This is a genomic window from Lysobacter sp. 5GHs7-4 (genome assembly GCF_021284765.1).
Taxonomy (GTDB): Bacteria; Pseudomonadota; Gammaproteobacteria; order Xanthomonadales; family Xanthomonadaceae; genus Lysobacter.
Genome location: NZ_CP089924.1, coordinates 1,419,159 through 1,435,199 on the forward strand (window position 1 = coordinate 1,419,159; position 16,041 = coordinate 1,435,199).

Consider the following 16,041-nt stretch of genomic DNA (forward strand, 5'->3'; position numbering starts at 1 on the left):
TCGCGTACCAGTACGCGAATGCGCGCGGCGGGGCACGTCCTGGGCCCGGCGCGGGCCTCAGTTTTCCGGCGCCAGATCCTTGAGCGAATTCGCCAGGCGCACGAAATCGGCGACTTCGATCTGCTCGGCGCGTGCATCGGGACGCACGCCGGCGGCCTCGATCGCGGCCGCGTCGCAGACCTGCGACAGCGCGTTGCGCAGGGTCTTGCGGCGTTGCCCGAAGGCGTCGCGCACCACCCGCGCGAAGCGCGCAGGGTCGTCGATGCCGATGTCGGCCGGCGCGCGCGGCACCAGCCGCACCACCGCCGAATCCACCTTCGGCGGCGGCCGGAACGCGGCCGGCGGCACGTCGAACAGGGCGGTGACGTGGCAATAGGCCTGCAGCATCACGCCGAGCCGGCCGTAGACCTTGCTGCCCGGGCCGGCGGCCATGCGGTCGACCACTTCCTTCTGCAGCATGAAGTGCATGTCGACGATCGCCTCGGCGTGCTCCAGTGCATGGAACAGGATCGGCGAGGACAGGTTGTAGGGCAGGTTGCCGACCAGGCGGATCGGGCCGCCGTTGTGCGCCAGCGCGCCGAAGTCGACGGTGAGCACGTCGCGGTGTATGACCTCCAGCGTGCCGTGGGCGCGCGCGCCCTCGGTGAGCGGGAAGATCAGGTCGCGGTCGAACTCGATCACGGTCAGCTCGCCGTGGCGGTCCAGCAGCGGGAAGGTGATCGCGCCCTGGCCGGGACCGATCTCGACCAGGCGGTCGCCCGGCTGCGGGTCCACCGCCTGCACGATCATGCCGATGATGTCGCGGTCGTGCAGGAAGTGTTGGCCGAGGTGCTTCTTGGCGTCGGCGGTGAAGCCTTTGGCGTGGGCTTTGGCCGTGCCGGTCATGACAGTGCTCCGTGCTGGCGGGTGCGCGCGATGCGGGCGCAGGTTTCGGCCGCGGCGATCAGGCTGGACGGGTCGGCCAGGCCGCGCCCGGCCAAGTCCAGGGCGGTGCCGTGGTCGACGGCCACGCGCGGGTAGGGCAGGCCCAGGGTCAGGTTCACCGCGCGCTCGAAACCACTGTACTTGAGCACCGGCAGGCCCTGGTCGTGGTACATGGCCAGCACCGCGTCGAAGCCGCGCAGCTTGGCCGGCAGAAAGGCGGTGTCGGCGGGCAGCGGGCCGATCAGGTTCAGGCCCTGCGCGCGCAGCTGCGCCAGCACCGGCTCGATCACCTCGATTTCCTCGCGGCCCAGGTGCCCGGCCTCGCCCGCATGCGGGTTCAGTCCCAGCACCGCGATGGCCGGCGCGGCCAGGCCGAAGTCGGCGCGCAGGGCGGCGTCGACGATGCCCAGGGTGCGCAGCAGCGCCTCGGGCCGGATCGCGTCGGCGACCGCGCGCAGCGGCAGGTGGGTGGTGGCCAGCGCGACCCGGACCACGTCGTTGGCCAGCATCATCACCACCTCGCAGCCGGCCTGGTCGGCCAGCAGTTCGGTGGTGCCGGTGTAGGGGATGCCGCCTTCGTTGATCGCGGCTTTATGCACCGGACCGGTGACCAGGCCGTCGCAGTCGCCGTGCAGGCAGGCCTGGGCGCCTTCGCGCAGGGCGCCGATCACGGCCGCGGCATTGGCCGGGTCGGGCGTGCCGAACTCGGGCACGCGGGCCAGTTCGATTTCGACCAGCGACAACTCGCCCGGCCGCAGTGCCGGTTGCTCCGGCGGCAGCAGTTTCAGGGGCAGGTTCAGGGCCTGCGCCGCGGCATGCAGGCTGCGCGGGTCGGCGTAGGCGGTCAGGGCGTAATCGCGCGGCCGTTGGATCAGCCGCAGGCACAGCTCCGGCCCGACGCCGGCCGGCTCGCCCGGGACCAGCGCGAGCCGGGGAGGGCTCACTCAGCCGCCGCTGGCGGGAGCGGCCGGGGCGTCGGCGGTGGCGGCCTTGCCGACGCGGATGTCGATGAAGGCTTCGCCGCGGCGTTCGCGCAGGAAGCGGTTCCACTCGTCCTCGAGCTTGCGCCGGCCGATGGTCTCCTGGACCTGGGCGCGGCGGTTGCGGTCGCCGACGTCGGTCTGGCGGCTGCCGGTGCGCTCGACGATGTGGAAGCCGGCCGGGGTGCGGATCGGCTGCGAGATCTGGTTGTCCTGCATGCCGGCGACCGCGCCGCCGAACTCGGGGCCGAACTCGTCCTGGGTGAACCACCCCAGGTCGCCGCCCTTGCCACGGGAATTCAGGTCTTCGCTTTCCTTGACGACTTCGTCGAAGGGCGCGCCGCCGGCCAGGCGCGCGCGCAGCGTGTCGGCCTTGGCCTTGGCCTGCGCCTCGGTGACCGTGTCGCTGATGCGGACCAGGATGTGGCGGGCCTTGTACTGGGTGACCATGGCCGGTGCCGCCTGCGAGGCGTCGCGGGTCTCGACCAGCTTGAGCAGCTGGAAGCCGCTGGGGCCGCGGATCGGGGCGGTCACCTGGCCGGGGCTCATGTTGCGCATCAGCTCGGCGAAGGCATTGGGGATTTCGTCGGTGCTGCGCCAGCCCAGGTCGCCGCCTTCCAGCGCGTTGGGGCTGTCGGAGTAGCGCACCGCGGCGGCGTTGAAGTCCATCTCGCCCTTGTCGATCAGGGCCTTCACGCCCTCGATCTTCTTCTGCGCGGTGGCGATCTGCTCGGCGGTGGCGCCCTCGGGCAGGCCGACCAGGATGTGGGCCAGGTGGTACTGGGTGCCGGAGTTGGCCTGCGCGGCCAGGGCGGCGTCGATCTCGGCGTCGCTGACCGACACGCGGGTCTGGGCGAAACGCTGGCGCAGGCGCTGGGTCAGCAGTTCGTCGCGGATCGAGGTGCGGAACTCGGCGTAGGTGCCGCCGTCGCGCGCCAGCTGCTGGCGCAGTTGCTCCAGGCTGATGCGGTTCTGCTGGGCGATGCCGGCGATGGCCTGATCGACTTCCTGATCGGTCACGCGCACGCCGCTGCCCTGGGCGTAGGCGACCTGGATCTTGAGCAGGATCAGGCGCTCCAGCACCTGCCGTTCGAGCACGTCGCGCGGCGGCAGCTGATTCTCGCGGCCGGCGTACTGGGCCAGGATGTTGGCGACGGCGCGGTCGAGTTCGGTCCGCAGGACCACGTCCTCGTCCACCACCGCGGCGATACGGTCGATCGGCTGCACTTCCTGGGCGGACGCCGCGCCGATGGGCAGCAGCACCCCGCCGGAAAGCACGCCGGCGGCCAGGACACACGCGAGTAGTTTCTTCATAGGGTCGGGTCGGGGGTGGGATCGGTCTGGCCGCGGGTCACGGACGAGGGCGGCACGAGATAGAGATCGTCGCGATCGTAGCCGAGGATAGCACGGCGCAATACCCGCTCCGTGTTCTGTCCGGCGGAGCCTAGGCCCTTGAGTTCGAACTCGACCTGAAGCGAACTGTTGAGGTCGCCGGAGCGGTCGCGCAGGTAGCGGCGCGCGACCACGCGCACCGCCAGGCAGCAGCTTTCCCACTGCAGGCCGGCGATCTGTTCCAGCGGCTTTTTGTCCAGCAGCGAGTAGTAGTAGCGGCCGACCACGCTCCAGTTCTCGTTGATCGGGTACAGGAACGACAGGTCGGCCTGCTCCAGCAGATCCTTGCGGTCGACCGGGTTGCGGCGGTAGCGGTAACCCAGGTTGACGATGCCGGCGTCGCCGAACAGATAGCGCGCGCGGATGCTGGCCAGGTCCTGGCCGCGGAACTTGGGGTTGTACTGGTAGGTGCCGTTGATGGTCCAGCGGTCGGTGGGCGAGACGCTGACGTCGGCGACCCAGGCCGACTTGCCCTGCTCGATCGGGCTTTCGCCGGGCACGGTGACGCGGCTGTCGTCGAAGTACTGGATCTGACCGATGCTGGCCGACAGGCGTTCGCGGCCGTCGTCCTCGCTGATCAGGCGCGTGGTCAGGGCGACGGTGAGCTGGTTGGCGTCGGCCTGGCGGTCGGCGCCGGTGTAGCGGTTTTCGCGGAACAGCTGGCCCCAGCTGAAGGTCATGGGGTTGGTGTCGAAGATCGGCAGGCTGTCCTGGTTGCGGTACGGCGCGCGCAGGTAATACAGGCGCGGCTCCAGGGTGTGCAGATAGCGGTCGCCGCGGATGGTGGTGTCGCGGTCGAAGTACAGGCCGGCGTCGACCGAGGTGATCGGCAGGCTGCGGGTGGGCGACTTGTCGTAGAACTGCGCATCCAGGCTCGGCGTGTAGGCGATGCCTTGCTGCTGGGCGTAAGCCATGGCGTTGGTGGTCGCCAGTTCGCGCGCCTTGGCCGCTTCCAGTTCGTAGGCGGTGTAGCGCCAGGCCAGCTTGGGCCGGATGAACCAGCTCGCGCCTTCCAGCGGCATGCTGATGTAGGGCTTGACGTCGAAGCGGCTGCCGCCAGGCATGGCGACGTTGCGGTCGAACAGCTTCTCGTCGGTGTGCTGGAAGCGCACCGCCTCGGTGTCGACGCCGGCCTCGAACCACCTGCCGAACGGCTGCGCCCAATGGAAATAGGCGCGCGGCAGGCGGTCGTAGGGCAGGCTGCGCTCGGTCAGGGTGTAGTCGGCGAGCTGGTAGTGGTCGGCCATGACGCCGGCTTCCCAATGCCGGCCGCGGCCGTACAGGCCCATCGAGCTGCGGATCGAGTACGCCGACACGCCGTACAGGCTGTTGCTGAAGTCCTGCAGGTAGTACTTGTCGCTGACCCAGGCCAGATCGGTGGCGGCGTACCAGTTGGCGTCCAGGCTGTGGCTGGCCTTGAGCGCGAACTGGCCGCGGTTCTTGTCGGGCAGATCCTTCTCGGGGATCTGCACGTTGCGGTAATCGAAGTAGCGCGACGGCCGGTCGCCCGGCAGCTTGTCGCTGGGCATGAAGTTGCCGTAGACCTCGCCCTTGCCGTCCGGGTACAGCCAGCGGAACTCGCCGCCGAGCACGCCGCCGCGCTTGGCCATGATGCGCGGGTACAAGGTGGCGTCGTAGTTGGGCGCCAGGTTGAGGTAGATCGGCTGCTTGTAGTCGAAGCCGTTCTTGCCCGATAGCGAAATGGCCGGATACAGCAGGCCGGTCTGGCGGCGCTCGTCGATCGGGAACTTGAACCAGGGCACGTACAGCACCGGCACCTTGCCGATGTGCAGGGTGGCGTTGTGGGCGACGCCGAAGCCGTCGTCGGTGTCCAGGTCGATCTGGCGCGAACGCAGTTCCCACACGCGCTGATTCGGCGGGCAGGTCGAATAGGTCGAGCCGACCAGCTTGCCCTTGGCGCCGGTCAGGTCGATGCGCTCGGCGCCGCCGTTGCCGCGGCGTTGGGTCAGCTGGTACTGCACGTCCTCGATGCGGTGGGTGTCGGCGTTCTGGTCGCCGGACGCGCGCTGCGCGGTCATGCGCATGCCGTTGTCCTGGTAGCGCACGTTGCCGTCGGCGGTGTACTGGCCGGTGTTCTCGTTGTAGGAGAGTTTGTCGGTGCCCAGGAACTGGTCGCCGCGGCTGAGCTTGACGTTGTCCTGGACGACCAGGTTCTCGTTGTCGCCTGCGCGTTCGAGCACGCCGCCGTCGATGTCGGTCGGGGCGCTGGTGCGCTGTTCGGCGGTGCCGACGGGGTTGGGGGCGTCGGCGAAGGCCGGCACCACGTCCTGGATCGGGCACAGGCCCCAGTTCTCCTCGTCGTCGCCGGAAGCGGCCTGGGCGGGCAGCGCGATCGCGATGCACAGCGACAAGGGGAGCAGGCGTAGGGGTTTGTGCACGCGGCCATCCAGCGGACAGAAATCGGCCGTTAGCTTGCCGCATCCCTTGCAGGGGGGCAACGCGAAACGCCGGCCGCGGGCTGCCTCGTTCATGTTGCGCGCGCCGCGGGCCGCGATTTCGCGCCGATCCGGCCGGGGCCGTGCGGACCGGCGACGAACGGCCGCGCCCGGGTCCGGGCTCGCTTGCGACACCGCCCGGCCGTGGCGCGGCCGGGCGGCGCATGCGGGATGGCACGCGCGTTGCGCGCGCCGGTCGTTCAGGGCTGGCCGGTACGCGGCGCGCCGTCGCCCTTCAGGTAGGTATCGAGGAAGTTCAGGATCTTGCCGTAGCCCTCGATCTGGTTCTTCTTCTTGCTGAAACCGTGCCCCTCGTCGTCGAACACCACGTACTCCACCGGCACGCCGTTCTTGCGCACCGCGGCGACGATCTCGTCGGACTCGGGCTTGATCACGCGCGGGTCGTTGGCGCCCTGCAGCACCATCAGCGGCTTGTTGATCTTGTCGGCGTGGAATAGCGGCGAGGTGGCGATCAGGAAATCGCGCTGGGTGGCCGGGTCGCCGATCTCCTTGTACAGCGCCAGGCGGAAGCTCTCCCAGTACGGCGGGATGCTCTCCAGCGTGCGCAGCCAGTTGGTCACGCCGAAGATGTCTACGCCGACCTTGAACTCGTCGGGATGGAAGGCCAGCGCGGCCACGGTCATGTAGCCGCCGTAGCTGCCGCCGATGATGCCGATGCGGTCCGGGTCGACGTAGTCCAGCGACTGCAGGTACTTCTTCGCCGACAGCGTGTCCTGCAGCGGCTCGCGGCCGTGCTTGCCGTCGTCGGCGGCGAAGAAGGTCTTGCCGTAGCCGGAGCTGCCGCGGTTGTTGATGCCCAGCACCACGTAGCCGTGGTTGGCCAGGTACTGGATCACCGCGCTGTGCGCGCGCGTGGTCTGTCCGCCCGGGCCGCCGTGCACCCACACCAGCGCCGGCGCCTTGGCCTGCGAGCTGGCCTGGTGCGGTTTCCACAGGATGTTGGGGATCGCCAGGCCGTCGAAGCTGTTGAAGCGCACCACGCTGGAATCGACCAGGTCGGCGGCGGCGATGGCGGGATTGAGCGAGCGCGTGAGCTGCTTGGCCTCGCCGCCGAAGTCCAGCGTGTACAGGTCGTTGGGCTGGCGGTCGCCGTTGAGGTAGAACGCCATGCGCTTTTCCGAGCGCGAGATGCTGACGTTGCGGATCTCGCCGGCCGGCAGCTTGGGCAGGGCGACCGGCTTGCCGCTGGCGTGATCGAACAACTGGATCGCGGTGCTGCCGTCCTGATTGATCGCGACCACACGGTACTTGCCGTCATGGGAGAAGTAGTTGTCGGTGATGTCCCAGTCGGTTTTCTGCACCGGCTCGTGCTTCCAGGTGTTCACCTCAACGCGGCGCAGTTCGGCGAATTCGCCGCGGTCGTTGGCGGTGTAGTACAGCCACTTGGAGTCGGGGCTGAAATCCTGGCCGGCGAACAGGGCCTCGCCGCTGTGCTCGGAGACCTTGGTGGCCTTGCCGCTGCCGAGTTCGGCCACGAACAGGTCGGCGTCGTTGGTGGTCGTGGGCTTGGCCAGCGCGATCCAGCGCCCGTCGGGCGAGATCGGGCCGAGCTGGTAGGCGCCGTCGTTGCGGTAGACCAGTTCACGCGTGTAGTGGGCGGCGTCGTAGCGATAGAGGTCGAAGACCTTGGGGTCGCGTTCGTTGCTGCTGACGTAGAACCGCTTGCCGTCGTGGCTGAAACCCTCGAAACCGGCCTTGAGCTTGTCGCCCGGGGTGAGGTCGCGCTCCTTGCCGTCGCGGTCGATCACGTACAGGTGATTGAGTTCGTTGCCGCCCTGGTCGCGGGTGAACAGCACGCGGTCGTCGTGCGGGAAGTAGGCCACCGCGTAGGTGCTGTCGGTGGTCGAGCGCGTCACCGGCGTCCACTCGCCGCCGCCGGCCGGCATGGAATAGGCGTTCCAGATACCGGACTTGTTGGACGAGAACAGCAGGCGCGATTCGTCGGCCGAGAACGAGGCGCCGGCCACGCCGACGGTGTCGATGAAGTCCTGGATGCGGTACTGCTTGGACGGCAGGGTCGCGCTGGAGGCCGCGGCCGGGGGCGCGGCGAGCGCGTGGATCGGGATCAGCGTGGCCAGGGCGAAGGCCAGGGCTAAGGGGGTGCGCAGCAATCCGGAGCGGTGCATGAGACGGTCCTTGTGATGGCCATGGGTGCCTCGCCCTGCTCCTCCTTTGTGGAGGAGGGGTGGGGAGGATTTGTTTTTCGCATCGCATCGGAGCATGCCGGCAAAGCAAATCCCCCTCAATCCCCCTTTTCAAAAGGGGGAAGCAGTTCGACCTGCTTCGGATGCGCTCCCTCCTTCGGAAAAGGGTGAGACCGCGCGTCTACGAACCGCAGGTTCGTGCGCGGGTGAACGCCAGCAGGCTGCGCCTGCTGGCCGGGCGGGTTGGGGAGGATTTGCTTTTCGCGTTGAATCGGAGCGTGCCGGCAAAGCAACCCCCCAATCCCCTTCTACAAGGTGAGGGCGGTGCCGCTGCGGTAGGGTGTGGTGAGCCAAAGGCGAACCGCACCATCGCAGGCCACGGTGCATACGCGACGATGCGGTTGTCACCGCATCCTACTGCCGGTGTGCGCTTAGGAGGCGGACGGCAGCAGCGCGCCTACATGAGCCACCGCGCATTCGCGCAGCGCCGCCAGGTCGTAGCCGCCTTCCAGCATCGAGACCACGCGGCCGCGTGCGTGCTTGTCGGCGATCGCCACCAGTTCGGCGGTGATCCAGCGGTAGTCGTCGCCGTCCAGCTCCAACTGCGCGAGCGGGTCGCGCCGGTGCGCGTCGAAGCCGGCCGAGATCAGCACCAGCTGCGGGCGGAAGCCGTCGATCGCCGGCAGCAGGCGTTCGCTCCAGACCTTGCGGAAGGTCGCGCTGCCCGCGCCCGGCGGCAAGGGTGCGTTGATGATGTTGCCCACGCCGCGCTCGTCGGCGTAGCCAGTGTCGGGATACAGCGGCATCTGATGCGAGCTCACGTACAGCACGCGCGGATCGGTGTCGAAGATCGCCTGCGTGCCGTTGCCGTGATGAACGTCGAAATCGATCACCGCCACGCGCTCCAGGCCGTGCTTGTCGCAGGCGTGGGCGGCGGCGACGGCGATGTTGTTGAACAGGCAGAAGCCCATCGCGGCCGAGCCGGTGGCGTGGTGGCCGGGCGGACGCACCGCGCAGAACGCGCGCGTTTCCTCGCCCTTGAGCACCGCGTCCACCGCGGCCACGCCGGCGCCGGCGGCGCGCAGGGCCGCTTCGGCCGAGCCGGGCGCGAGCACGGTGTCGGGGTCCAGCTGCATCGGACCGTCCACCGGCGTGTCCAGCACCAGCGCCAGCAGGGCGTCGTCGTGCGCGCGCAGCAACTGGCCGCGGCTGGCGCTGGGCGCCTCGTGCCAGTCCAGCGTGGCGAAGGATTCGCGCAGGGCTTCGGTGACCGCGACCAGACGCAACGGCCGCTCGGCATGGCCCGGACCCGGGTCGTGGCGCGTGCAGGCCGGATGCGTGTAGACGCGCATCGCTAGCCTTTGCGGCGCTCGTGGTTCCACAGCACCTCGCCGTGGCCGCTGGCGCGCGCGAGCACGCGCGCCAGCACGAACAGCAGATCGGAGAGGCGGTTGAGATAGCGCACGGCCTCGGGCCGGATCGTGTCCACGCGCGCCAGCGCCACCGTCTCGCGCTCGGCGCGGCGGACCACGGTGCGCGCGATGTGGCAGCGCGCCGCGGCTTCGCCGCCGCCGGGCAGGATGAAATCCTTCAGCGGCGGCAGGTCTTCGTTGTGCGCGTCCAGCCACTGTTCGAGCCGGTCGATGTCGGCGTCGAAGATGGCGGCGTGGCCGGGGATGCACAGCTCGCCGCCGAGGTCGAACATCTGGTGCTGGATCGCGACCAACTGGTCGCGGATCGTCTCGGGCAGCTCGCTGGCCAGGATCAGGCCGATGGTCGAGTTGGCCTCGTCCACCGTGCCGTAGGCGCCCACGCGCGCCGAGTCCTTGGCGATGCGGCTGCCGTCGCCCAGACCGGTGCTGCCGTCGTCGCCGGTGCGGGTGTAGATCTTGGAGAGACGGTTGCCCATCGTGCCGCGCGGATCAGCGCTTGTCGGTCAGGTCGGCCGCGGCCGACGTGGACTTGCTCGCCGAAGCGACGATCGCGTGGACCACGACCGCGATGCCGACGTAGGTGGCGGCGGTCTGCATGTAAGGCAGCAGCCACTGGAAGTAGTTCGCGGCCCAGCCGGCGACGGACTTGTTCGCCACCGAGTCCGACAGCCAGTAGAAGCTGCCCTGGCTGAGCAGCTGGCAGACCATGGTCGAGGCGACCAGCGCGATCGCGGTCAGGCCCAGCGTGCGCCAGCTGCGCGAGTAGTTGCGCGCCACCCACAGGCCGCCGGCCCACATGGCGAAATAGGCCGGCACCAGGAACCAATACGCGGCCGAGACGCAGTAGTGCTGCCAGAAGCTCAGGCCCTGGCCGGTGATCACGGCGTAATCGACGGCCACCGACAGCGCCATCAGCAGCGGGAACGCCCAGCGCGTCCACTGGCGCAGGTAGAAGCCGCCGATGAAGAACACCGCCCAGGAGGCGTCGGGGATCGGCGCCCAGTGGTTGACGCGCGTGGCGACCATCAACAGGGCCAGCAGGGCGAGGATCAGACTGCGTTGGGTGGTGGGCTTCATGGCTAAGGCTCCCGACGCCGGACTGGCGCGCCAATCCGCCCATTCTAAGGAACCTGCGGCGAAAGTGCCGCCTCCGGCCGCTAAGTGCTTGATCGCAGGCCGCCGACAGGCCCTGAATCGGCCGATGCGCGCGCCGACGACGGATTCGTCGCGAGCGCCGCCGTATCATGAACGCATGACCCAAGACGCTCACGCACCCCGCGATCCGGCGCAGACCCTCCACGATGTGCTGATCGTCGGCGGCGGCCTGGTCGGCGCCAGCCTGGCGATCGCCCTGGACCGCAGCGGCCTGAATGTCGGCCTGATCGAGGCCGCGCCGCCCGGCGCGCTGCCGGCGGTGTTCGACGAACGCAACCTCAGTTTCGCCGAGGCCGCCGTCAACGCCTTGGGCGCGTTGGGCGTGCTGCAGAAGCTGCGCGCGCCCAGCGGCGCGATCCGCCGCATCCACATCAGCCGGCGCGGCGATTTCGGCCGCAGCCTGCTGGACGCGCAGCGCTACGGCCGCGAGGAGTTCGGCCGGGTGGTGACCGCGCGCGACTTCGGCGAGGCGCTGGAAGCGCGCCTGGCCGAGCTGCCGCGCCTGCAGCGCTACCGTCCGGTGCGCTTCGTCGGTCTTGCCGAGGGCGACGACGCCACGCGCGCGATCCGCGTCGCCGACGGCACCGGCGAGCGCACCCTGCGCACGCGCCTGCTGGTCGCCGCCGACGGCACCCGCAGCGGCGTGCGCGAGGCGCTGGGGATCGGTGCGGACGAGCACGATTACCAGCAGACCTTGTTCGTGAGCCGGCTGCGCGCCGAGCGCGCGCCCGACGGCACCGCCTACGAGCGACTCGGCGAGGGCGGTCCTACCGCGCTGCTGCCGCGCGGCGACGGCCACTACGGCCTGGTCCACGGCGTGCGCCGCGAACTGGCCGATGCGGTGGCGGGGCTGGACGAGGCCGGGTTCCTGGCCCAGGTCCAGGACGCCTTCGGTTGGCGCGTCGGGCGTTTGCTGTCCTGCGGGGCGCGCAACGCGTACCCGGCGATCCGCGTGCTGGCCCAGCGCCGGCTCGCGCCGCGCGCGTTGCTGGTCGGCAACGCCGCTCAGACCATCCATCCGATCGGCGCGCAGGGGTTCAACCTGGGCCTGCGCGACGCGCTGACCCTGGCCGAACTGATCGAAGCCGCGCGCGTCGCCGACGGCGCGGTCGATGCCGGCGCGGCGCCGCTGCTGGACGCCTACGAGCGCCGCCGCCGCGAGGACCGCGAACGCACCATCGCGTTCTCCGACGGTCTGGCCCGCATCACCGCCCACCCGTCGTCGTTGCTGCGCCCGCTGCGCAGCCTGGGCCTGTTCGCGGCCGACCGCCTGCCCTCGGCGCAGGCCTATCTGGTCGGCGGCGCGATGGGCTACCGCGGCGACGTGCCGGCCCTGTGCCGCGGAGCGCAGGCATGAGCCGGCGCGGTCCGCTGGACGTGGCCGTGGTCGGCGCCGGCGTGGTCGGCGCTGCCGCCGCGCTGGCGTTCGCGCGCGACGGGCTCGAGGTCGCCCTGGTCGAAAGCCGCGAGCCGCCGCGCTGGCGCGAGGATGCGCCGGACCTGCGCGTGTACGCGTTCGCGCCCGACAACGCCGCCTTCCTGGACGGCCTGGGCGTGTGGAACGGCGTGCTCGCCGCGCGCGCGCAGCCGTACCGCGCGATGCGCGTGTGGGATGCGGCCGGCGGCGGCGAACTGAGTTTCGAAGCCGACGCCTTCGGCCGTCGCGAGCTGGGCTGGATCGTCGAGCACGGCCTGCTGGTGGACCGTTTGTGGGCGGCGCTGCCGGCCGCGGGCGTGCGCCTGCATTGCCCGGAGCAGGTCGAGGGCCTGGAGCAGAGCGCCGACGCCGACAGCGCCGAACTGCTGCTGGCCGGCGGCGGCCGTCTGCGCGCGCGCCTGGTGCTGGCCGCGGACGGCGCCGAATCGCAGCTGCGCGGCCTGGCCGGCATCGAGACCGCCACCCACGATTACGGCCAGAACGGCCTGGTCGCCTACGTCGACCACGAGCTTCCGCACCAGTCCACCTGCTGGCAGCGTTTCCTGCCGACCGGGCCGCTGGCGTTCCTGCCCTGCGCCGGTCACGACGGCCGCCGCAGCTCCATCGTCTGGACGCTGCCGGAGGCCGAGGCCGAGCGTTTGCTGCAGGTCGACGAGGCGGTCTTCTTGCGCGAGCTCGAGCATGCCTTCGGCGGACGCCTGGGTGCGCTGAGCGCGGTTTCCAAACGGGTCGCGTTTCCGCTGCGCCGACAGCTCGCGCAGCGTTACGTCAGCGGCCGCGTCGCCATCGCCGGCGATGCCGCGCATGTGGTGCATCCGCTGGCCGGGCAGGGCGTGAACCTGGGCCTGCGCGACGTCGCCGCCTTGCGCGGCGTGCTGGCCTGCGCGCAACGCCGCGGCGCCGACCCGGGCGGCGCTTCGCGTCTGCAGCGTTGGGAGCGCGAGCGTCGCAGCGAGAACGCGCTGGCGGCGTACGGCTTCGACGGCCTGAACCGCCTGTTCTCGAACAACGCCGTCGCCGCGACCCTGCTGCGCGGCCCGCTGCTGGGCCTGGCCGGCAAACTGCCGCCGGTCACGCACGCGTTCTGGCGCCGCGCCGCGGGCGTCTGACGCCGTAGGGTGCGGTGAGCCAAAGGCGACCCGCATCGCCGCACGCGCCCAGCGCTTCGCCTCAATCCAACGATGATGTCGGCCGCTTGATCATCAGGTACAACGCCACCGCGACGCCGATCGTCGCCACCGCCATTACGTAGTAGGCCGGCGCCATCCCGCCCAGCCCGCGCATCCACGGCGAGGCCAGCAACGGCGGCGTCAGCGCGCCGAACACCGCATAGGCGACGTTGTAGGAGAACGACAGTCCCGAGAACCGCACCGGCGCCGGAAACGCCGCCACCATCACCGCCGGGATCACGCCGACCACGCCGACGAAGGTGCCGGCCAGCGCGTACATCAACAGGAAGTGCTGCGCGCCGTGATTGAGGTCGTAGTACAGCGCATAGCTGCTCAACAGCACGCCCAGCGCGCCGACCAGCAGCGCCCGCGCGCGGCCGATGCGGTCGGCCAGCAGGCCGGCGCCGACCGCGCTCACGGTCAGGCAGAACGCGGCCAGGCTGTTGCCCAGGAAGGCCTGCGTGGGCGCGATGCCGAAGCGTTGCTGCACGATGGTCGGCGTCATCAGGATGATCACCACGATCGCAGCGGTCAGCAGCCAGGTCACCAGCATCGACACGATCACGCTGCCCGCGTGCTCGCGCAGCACCCGCTTCAGCGGCAGTTCCTGCACCAGCTGCCGGCTCTCGCGCATCGCGGTGAACACCGGCGTCTCGCTGAGCCAGCGCCGCAGGTAGACGGCGAAGAAGCCGAACACGCCGCCGATCAGGAACGGCAGGCGCCAGGCCCAGTCCAGCACCACCGCCGGCGCGAACCAGGTGTTGACCGCGGCCGAAATCAGCGAGCCGATCAGGATGCCGGCAGTGAGTCCGGCCGAGAGGCTGGCGCAGGCGAAGCCCACGCGGTTGGGCGGCACGTGCTCGGACACGAAGGTCCAGGCGCCGGGCACCTCGCCGCCGATCGCGATGCCCTGGACGATGCGCAGCGCCAGCAGCAACAGCGGCGCGGCGACGCCGATCTGCGCGTACACCGGCAGCAGGCCGATGCCCAGCGTCGGTAGCGCCATCAGGAACACGCTGAGGGTGAACATGCGCTTGCGCCCGGAGCGGTCGCCGAAATGCGCCATCACGATGCCGCCGATCGGCCGCACCAGATAGCCGGCGGCGAAGATGCCGTAGACCTGCAGGGTCGACAGCCAGCCCGGCATGTCGGGCGGGAAAAACAGCTGACGCAGGCTCTCGGTCAGAAAGACGAAGATGACGAAATCGTAGAATTCCAGCGCACCGCCCAGCGCGGCCAGCGACAGGGTGCGCAGGTCCTTGCGGTCCAGGGCGCGCGCGGCGGGTGTCGCGGGGCTATCGGTCATCGGCTTTCAGGGGCGGCGGACGGAACCGGCAATGTACGTCATCGCCCGCGCCGCGCGTGCGCCCGGGTTTGGCTTTCGCGCGGCGGGCGGATCGCCCGTCGCGCGGCCGATCAGGGGGCGGTGCGGTGGCCGTAGCTCAGCACGCGCGTGATCTGCCAGGCGCCGTCCTTGTGGCGCCATACGATCACGAAATCCGCCAGCCCGTCGCAGGAGCCGTCGGCGAACTGGCAGAAGCGGTGCGAGCCCTGCGCGATCGCGCCGAAGTCCTTGATCGGGTAGACCTTGAGGCTGCCCGGGATCAGCTCGCGGCGGAAGTGGCCGCACACGTACTTTTCGGTGTTGGCCAGCATGTCCTGGCGCGACCAGGTGACGCCGCCGGTGTCGTGATAGAACTCGACCGCGGGATCGAAGTAGCCGGCATGCTTCTGCAGTTGTCCGGGCTTGTCGCAGGTGTTGAACGCGTCGAACACCGCGGTGTCGAGTGCGGCGACGGTGTCGTACAGCGGATCGGCGGCCGGCTTGGTGCCCTTCGCGTCCTGGTCGGCGGCGACGGCGGGACAGGCGATCGCCACGGCGGCGGCCAGCAGCGGAACCAGGATGCGTAGACCGATCTTCATGCCGCTGACTCGCAGGGTCGTGGGCAGCCGACTATACCCAGTCCGTGGTGCGGCGCATCGGCCGCAAGTCCCCATGCCGCACGACAGGCGCGGAGCCTGCGCGCCTGCCGTCGCACAGCGCGACGCCCCGGCGTGCGGGGCGTCGCGTGGACTGCAGGGCGATGGAAACGCCGGGCTGCCGTGGACGAAACGGCCTTCCGCCCGGATCGCGGCCTCGCTTACATCCGGCCTTCCAACTCGCGCGGACTCAGGTAGCCGTCGCCGTCGACGTCCAACAGGGTGAAGTCCGCGGTCAGCGCGGCGTGGCCGCCGGCTTCGACGCGGTTGATGCGGCCGTCGCGGTCGCCGTCCAGCACCGGGAAGTCGATGCGGTAGCCGACGCTGGGCAGCGCCGACGCCGGCGGCGCGGTGGTCGCTTGCGCGGTGGCGTCGGCGGCGGCCTGCGCGCGCAGGCTGGCGTCGGCGGCCGCGGCGCTGGCATCGCGCGCGGCGAGCGCGGCTTGGCCGGCCTCGGCGGCGGCACCGACCGGATTGGCGCCGGTCTGCGCCGCGGTCTGCGCGGCCTGGGCGTCCTGTGCGGCGTTCACCGCGCGGTGCGCGGCGGCCTGCGCGTCGATGGCCGATTGCTTGGCTTGATAGGCGGTGGCGGCAGCGGTCGCGGCACCGTGTTCGGTCACCGCGCCGCCGTTGCGGGTGGCGATGGCGTCTTGCGCGGCGTTCTTCGCGGCCTGGGCGTCGTCGCGCGCGTCGCGCGCGTCTTCCACCGCGACCTTGGCATCGGCGTTGGCGTTGACCTGCGCGCCGACCTTGGACTTGGCCTGCGCGTGCACCTGCGTGCTCAGACCCGCGGCGGCCAGCGCCAAAGCCAGCAGCGAGATGCGACTCAATCGAAAACCGTGTTGGTGGGCATGGGTAGTCATGGTGACCCTCGTGCGGTGTGGGGCGAGGCGACCCTAAACCCGACGCGGTCAATCCGATGTAAACGAGCGCAACGCCGGCTGAACAC

The 16,041-nt window shown here is 70.4% G+C and carries 13 protein-coding genes; 2 read left to right on the forward strand and 11 right to left on the reverse strand.

From position 1 onward, the window contains the following. Positions 1 to 57: 57 nt before the first annotated feature. The 8 genes from rsmA to LVB77_RS06170 form a co-directional block, all read right to left on the reverse strand. The gene (gene rsmA / locus LVB77_RS06135) at positions 58 to 885 is read right to left on the reverse strand and encodes a 16S rRNA (adenine(1518)-N(6)/adenine(1519)-N(6))-dimethyltransferase RsmA (RefSeq protein WP_232909302.1); all 828 of its coding nucleotides are present in this window, start codon (positions 883 to 885) and stop codon (positions 58 to 60) included. Further along, positions 882 to 1,868 carry a 4-hydroxythreonine-4-phosphate dehydrogenase PdxA gene (gene pdxA, locus LVB77_RS06140; RefSeq protein WP_232909303.1) on the reverse strand — a complete coding sequence of 329 codons (987 nt, stop codon included), beginning with the start codon at positions 1,866 to 1,868 and terminating at the stop codon, positions 882 to 884. The genes rsmA and pdxA overlap by 4 nt, the downstream gene beginning before the upstream one ends. Beyond that, the gene (locus LVB77_RS06145) at positions 1,869 to 3,218 is read right to left on the reverse strand and encodes a peptidylprolyl isomerase (RefSeq protein ID WP_232909304.1); all 1,350 of its coding nucleotides are present in this window, start codon (positions 3,216 to 3,218) and stop codon (positions 1,869 to 1,871) included. Next, positions 3,215 to 5,695, reverse strand: a complete 2,481-nt coding sequence (gene lptD, locus LVB77_RS06150; RefSeq protein ID WP_232909305.1) for an LPS assembly protein LptD — start codon at positions 5,693 to 5,695, stop codon at positions 3,215 to 3,217. Before lptD ends, LVB77_RS06145 begins: the two co-directional genes overlap by 4 nt. Positions 5,696 to 5,952: 257 nt before the next feature. Continuing rightward, entirely contained in the window at positions 5,953 to 7,899 is a 1,947-nt protein-coding gene (locus LVB77_RS06155; RefSeq protein WP_232909306.1) for a S9 family peptidase, read from the reverse strand. Positions 7,900 to 8,348: 449 nt separating this feature from the next. Beyond that, the gene (locus tag LVB77_RS06160; protein ID WP_232909307.1) at positions 8,349 to 9,269 is read right to left on the reverse strand and encodes a histone deacetylase family protein; all 921 of its coding nucleotides are present in this window, start codon (positions 9,267 to 9,269) and stop codon (positions 8,349 to 8,351) included. 2 nt (positions 9,270 to 9,271) lie between these two features. Further along, complete coding sequence (locus LVB77_RS06165) at positions 9,272 to 9,826, reverse strand: cob(I)yrinic acid a,c-diamide adenosyltransferase (protein ID WP_232909308.1); 555 nt, start codon at positions 9,824 to 9,826, stop codon at positions 9,272 to 9,274. A gap of 13 nt (positions 9,827 to 9,839) precedes the next feature. After that, positions 9,840 to 10,427 (reverse strand): hypothetical protein, encoded by a 588-nt coding sequence (locus LVB77_RS06170; RefSeq protein ID WP_232909309.1) that lies wholly within the window; start codon positions 10,425 to 10,427, stop codon positions 9,840 to 9,842. A gap of 175 nt (positions 10,428 to 10,602) precedes the next feature. Between LVB77_RS06170 and ubiH the strand changes: the two genes are divergently transcribed. Next, a complete protein-coding gene (gene ubiH, locus LVB77_RS06175) occupies positions 10,603 to 11,862 on the forward strand; it encodes a 2-octaprenyl-6-methoxyphenyl hydroxylase (RefSeq protein WP_232909310.1) in 1,260 nt (419 codons plus the stop codon). Continuing rightward, complete coding sequence (locus LVB77_RS06180; protein ID WP_232909311.1) at positions 11,859 to 13,052, forward strand: FAD-dependent oxidoreductase; 1,194 nt, start codon at positions 11,859 to 11,861, stop codon at positions 13,050 to 13,052. The genes ubiH and LVB77_RS06180 overlap by 4 nt, the downstream gene beginning before the upstream one ends. Positions 13,053 to 13,113: 61 nt before the next feature. On the opposite strand, the gene LVB77_RS06185 is transcribed toward LVB77_RS06180, so the two are convergent. The 3 genes from LVB77_RS06185 to LVB77_RS06195 form a co-directional block, all read right to left on the reverse strand. After that, the gene (locus LVB77_RS06185; protein WP_232909312.1) at positions 13,114 to 14,418 is read right to left on the reverse strand and encodes an MFS transporter; all 1,305 of its coding nucleotides are present in this window, start codon (positions 14,416 to 14,418) and stop codon (positions 13,114 to 13,116) included. 110 nt (positions 14,419 to 14,528) lie between these two features. Next, positions 14,529 to 15,035, reverse strand: coding sequence for a nuclear transport factor 2 family protein (locus tag LVB77_RS06190; protein WP_232909313.1), 507 nt, complete (start codon positions 15,033 to 15,035; stop codon positions 14,529 to 14,531). Between the two features lie 218 nt (positions 15,036 to 15,253). Further along, positions 15,254 to 15,955, reverse strand: a complete 702-nt coding sequence (locus tag LVB77_RS06195; RefSeq protein ID WP_232909314.1) for a hypothetical protein — start codon at positions 15,953 to 15,955, stop codon at positions 15,254 to 15,256. Positions 15,956 to 16,041 lie beyond the last annotated feature (86 nt).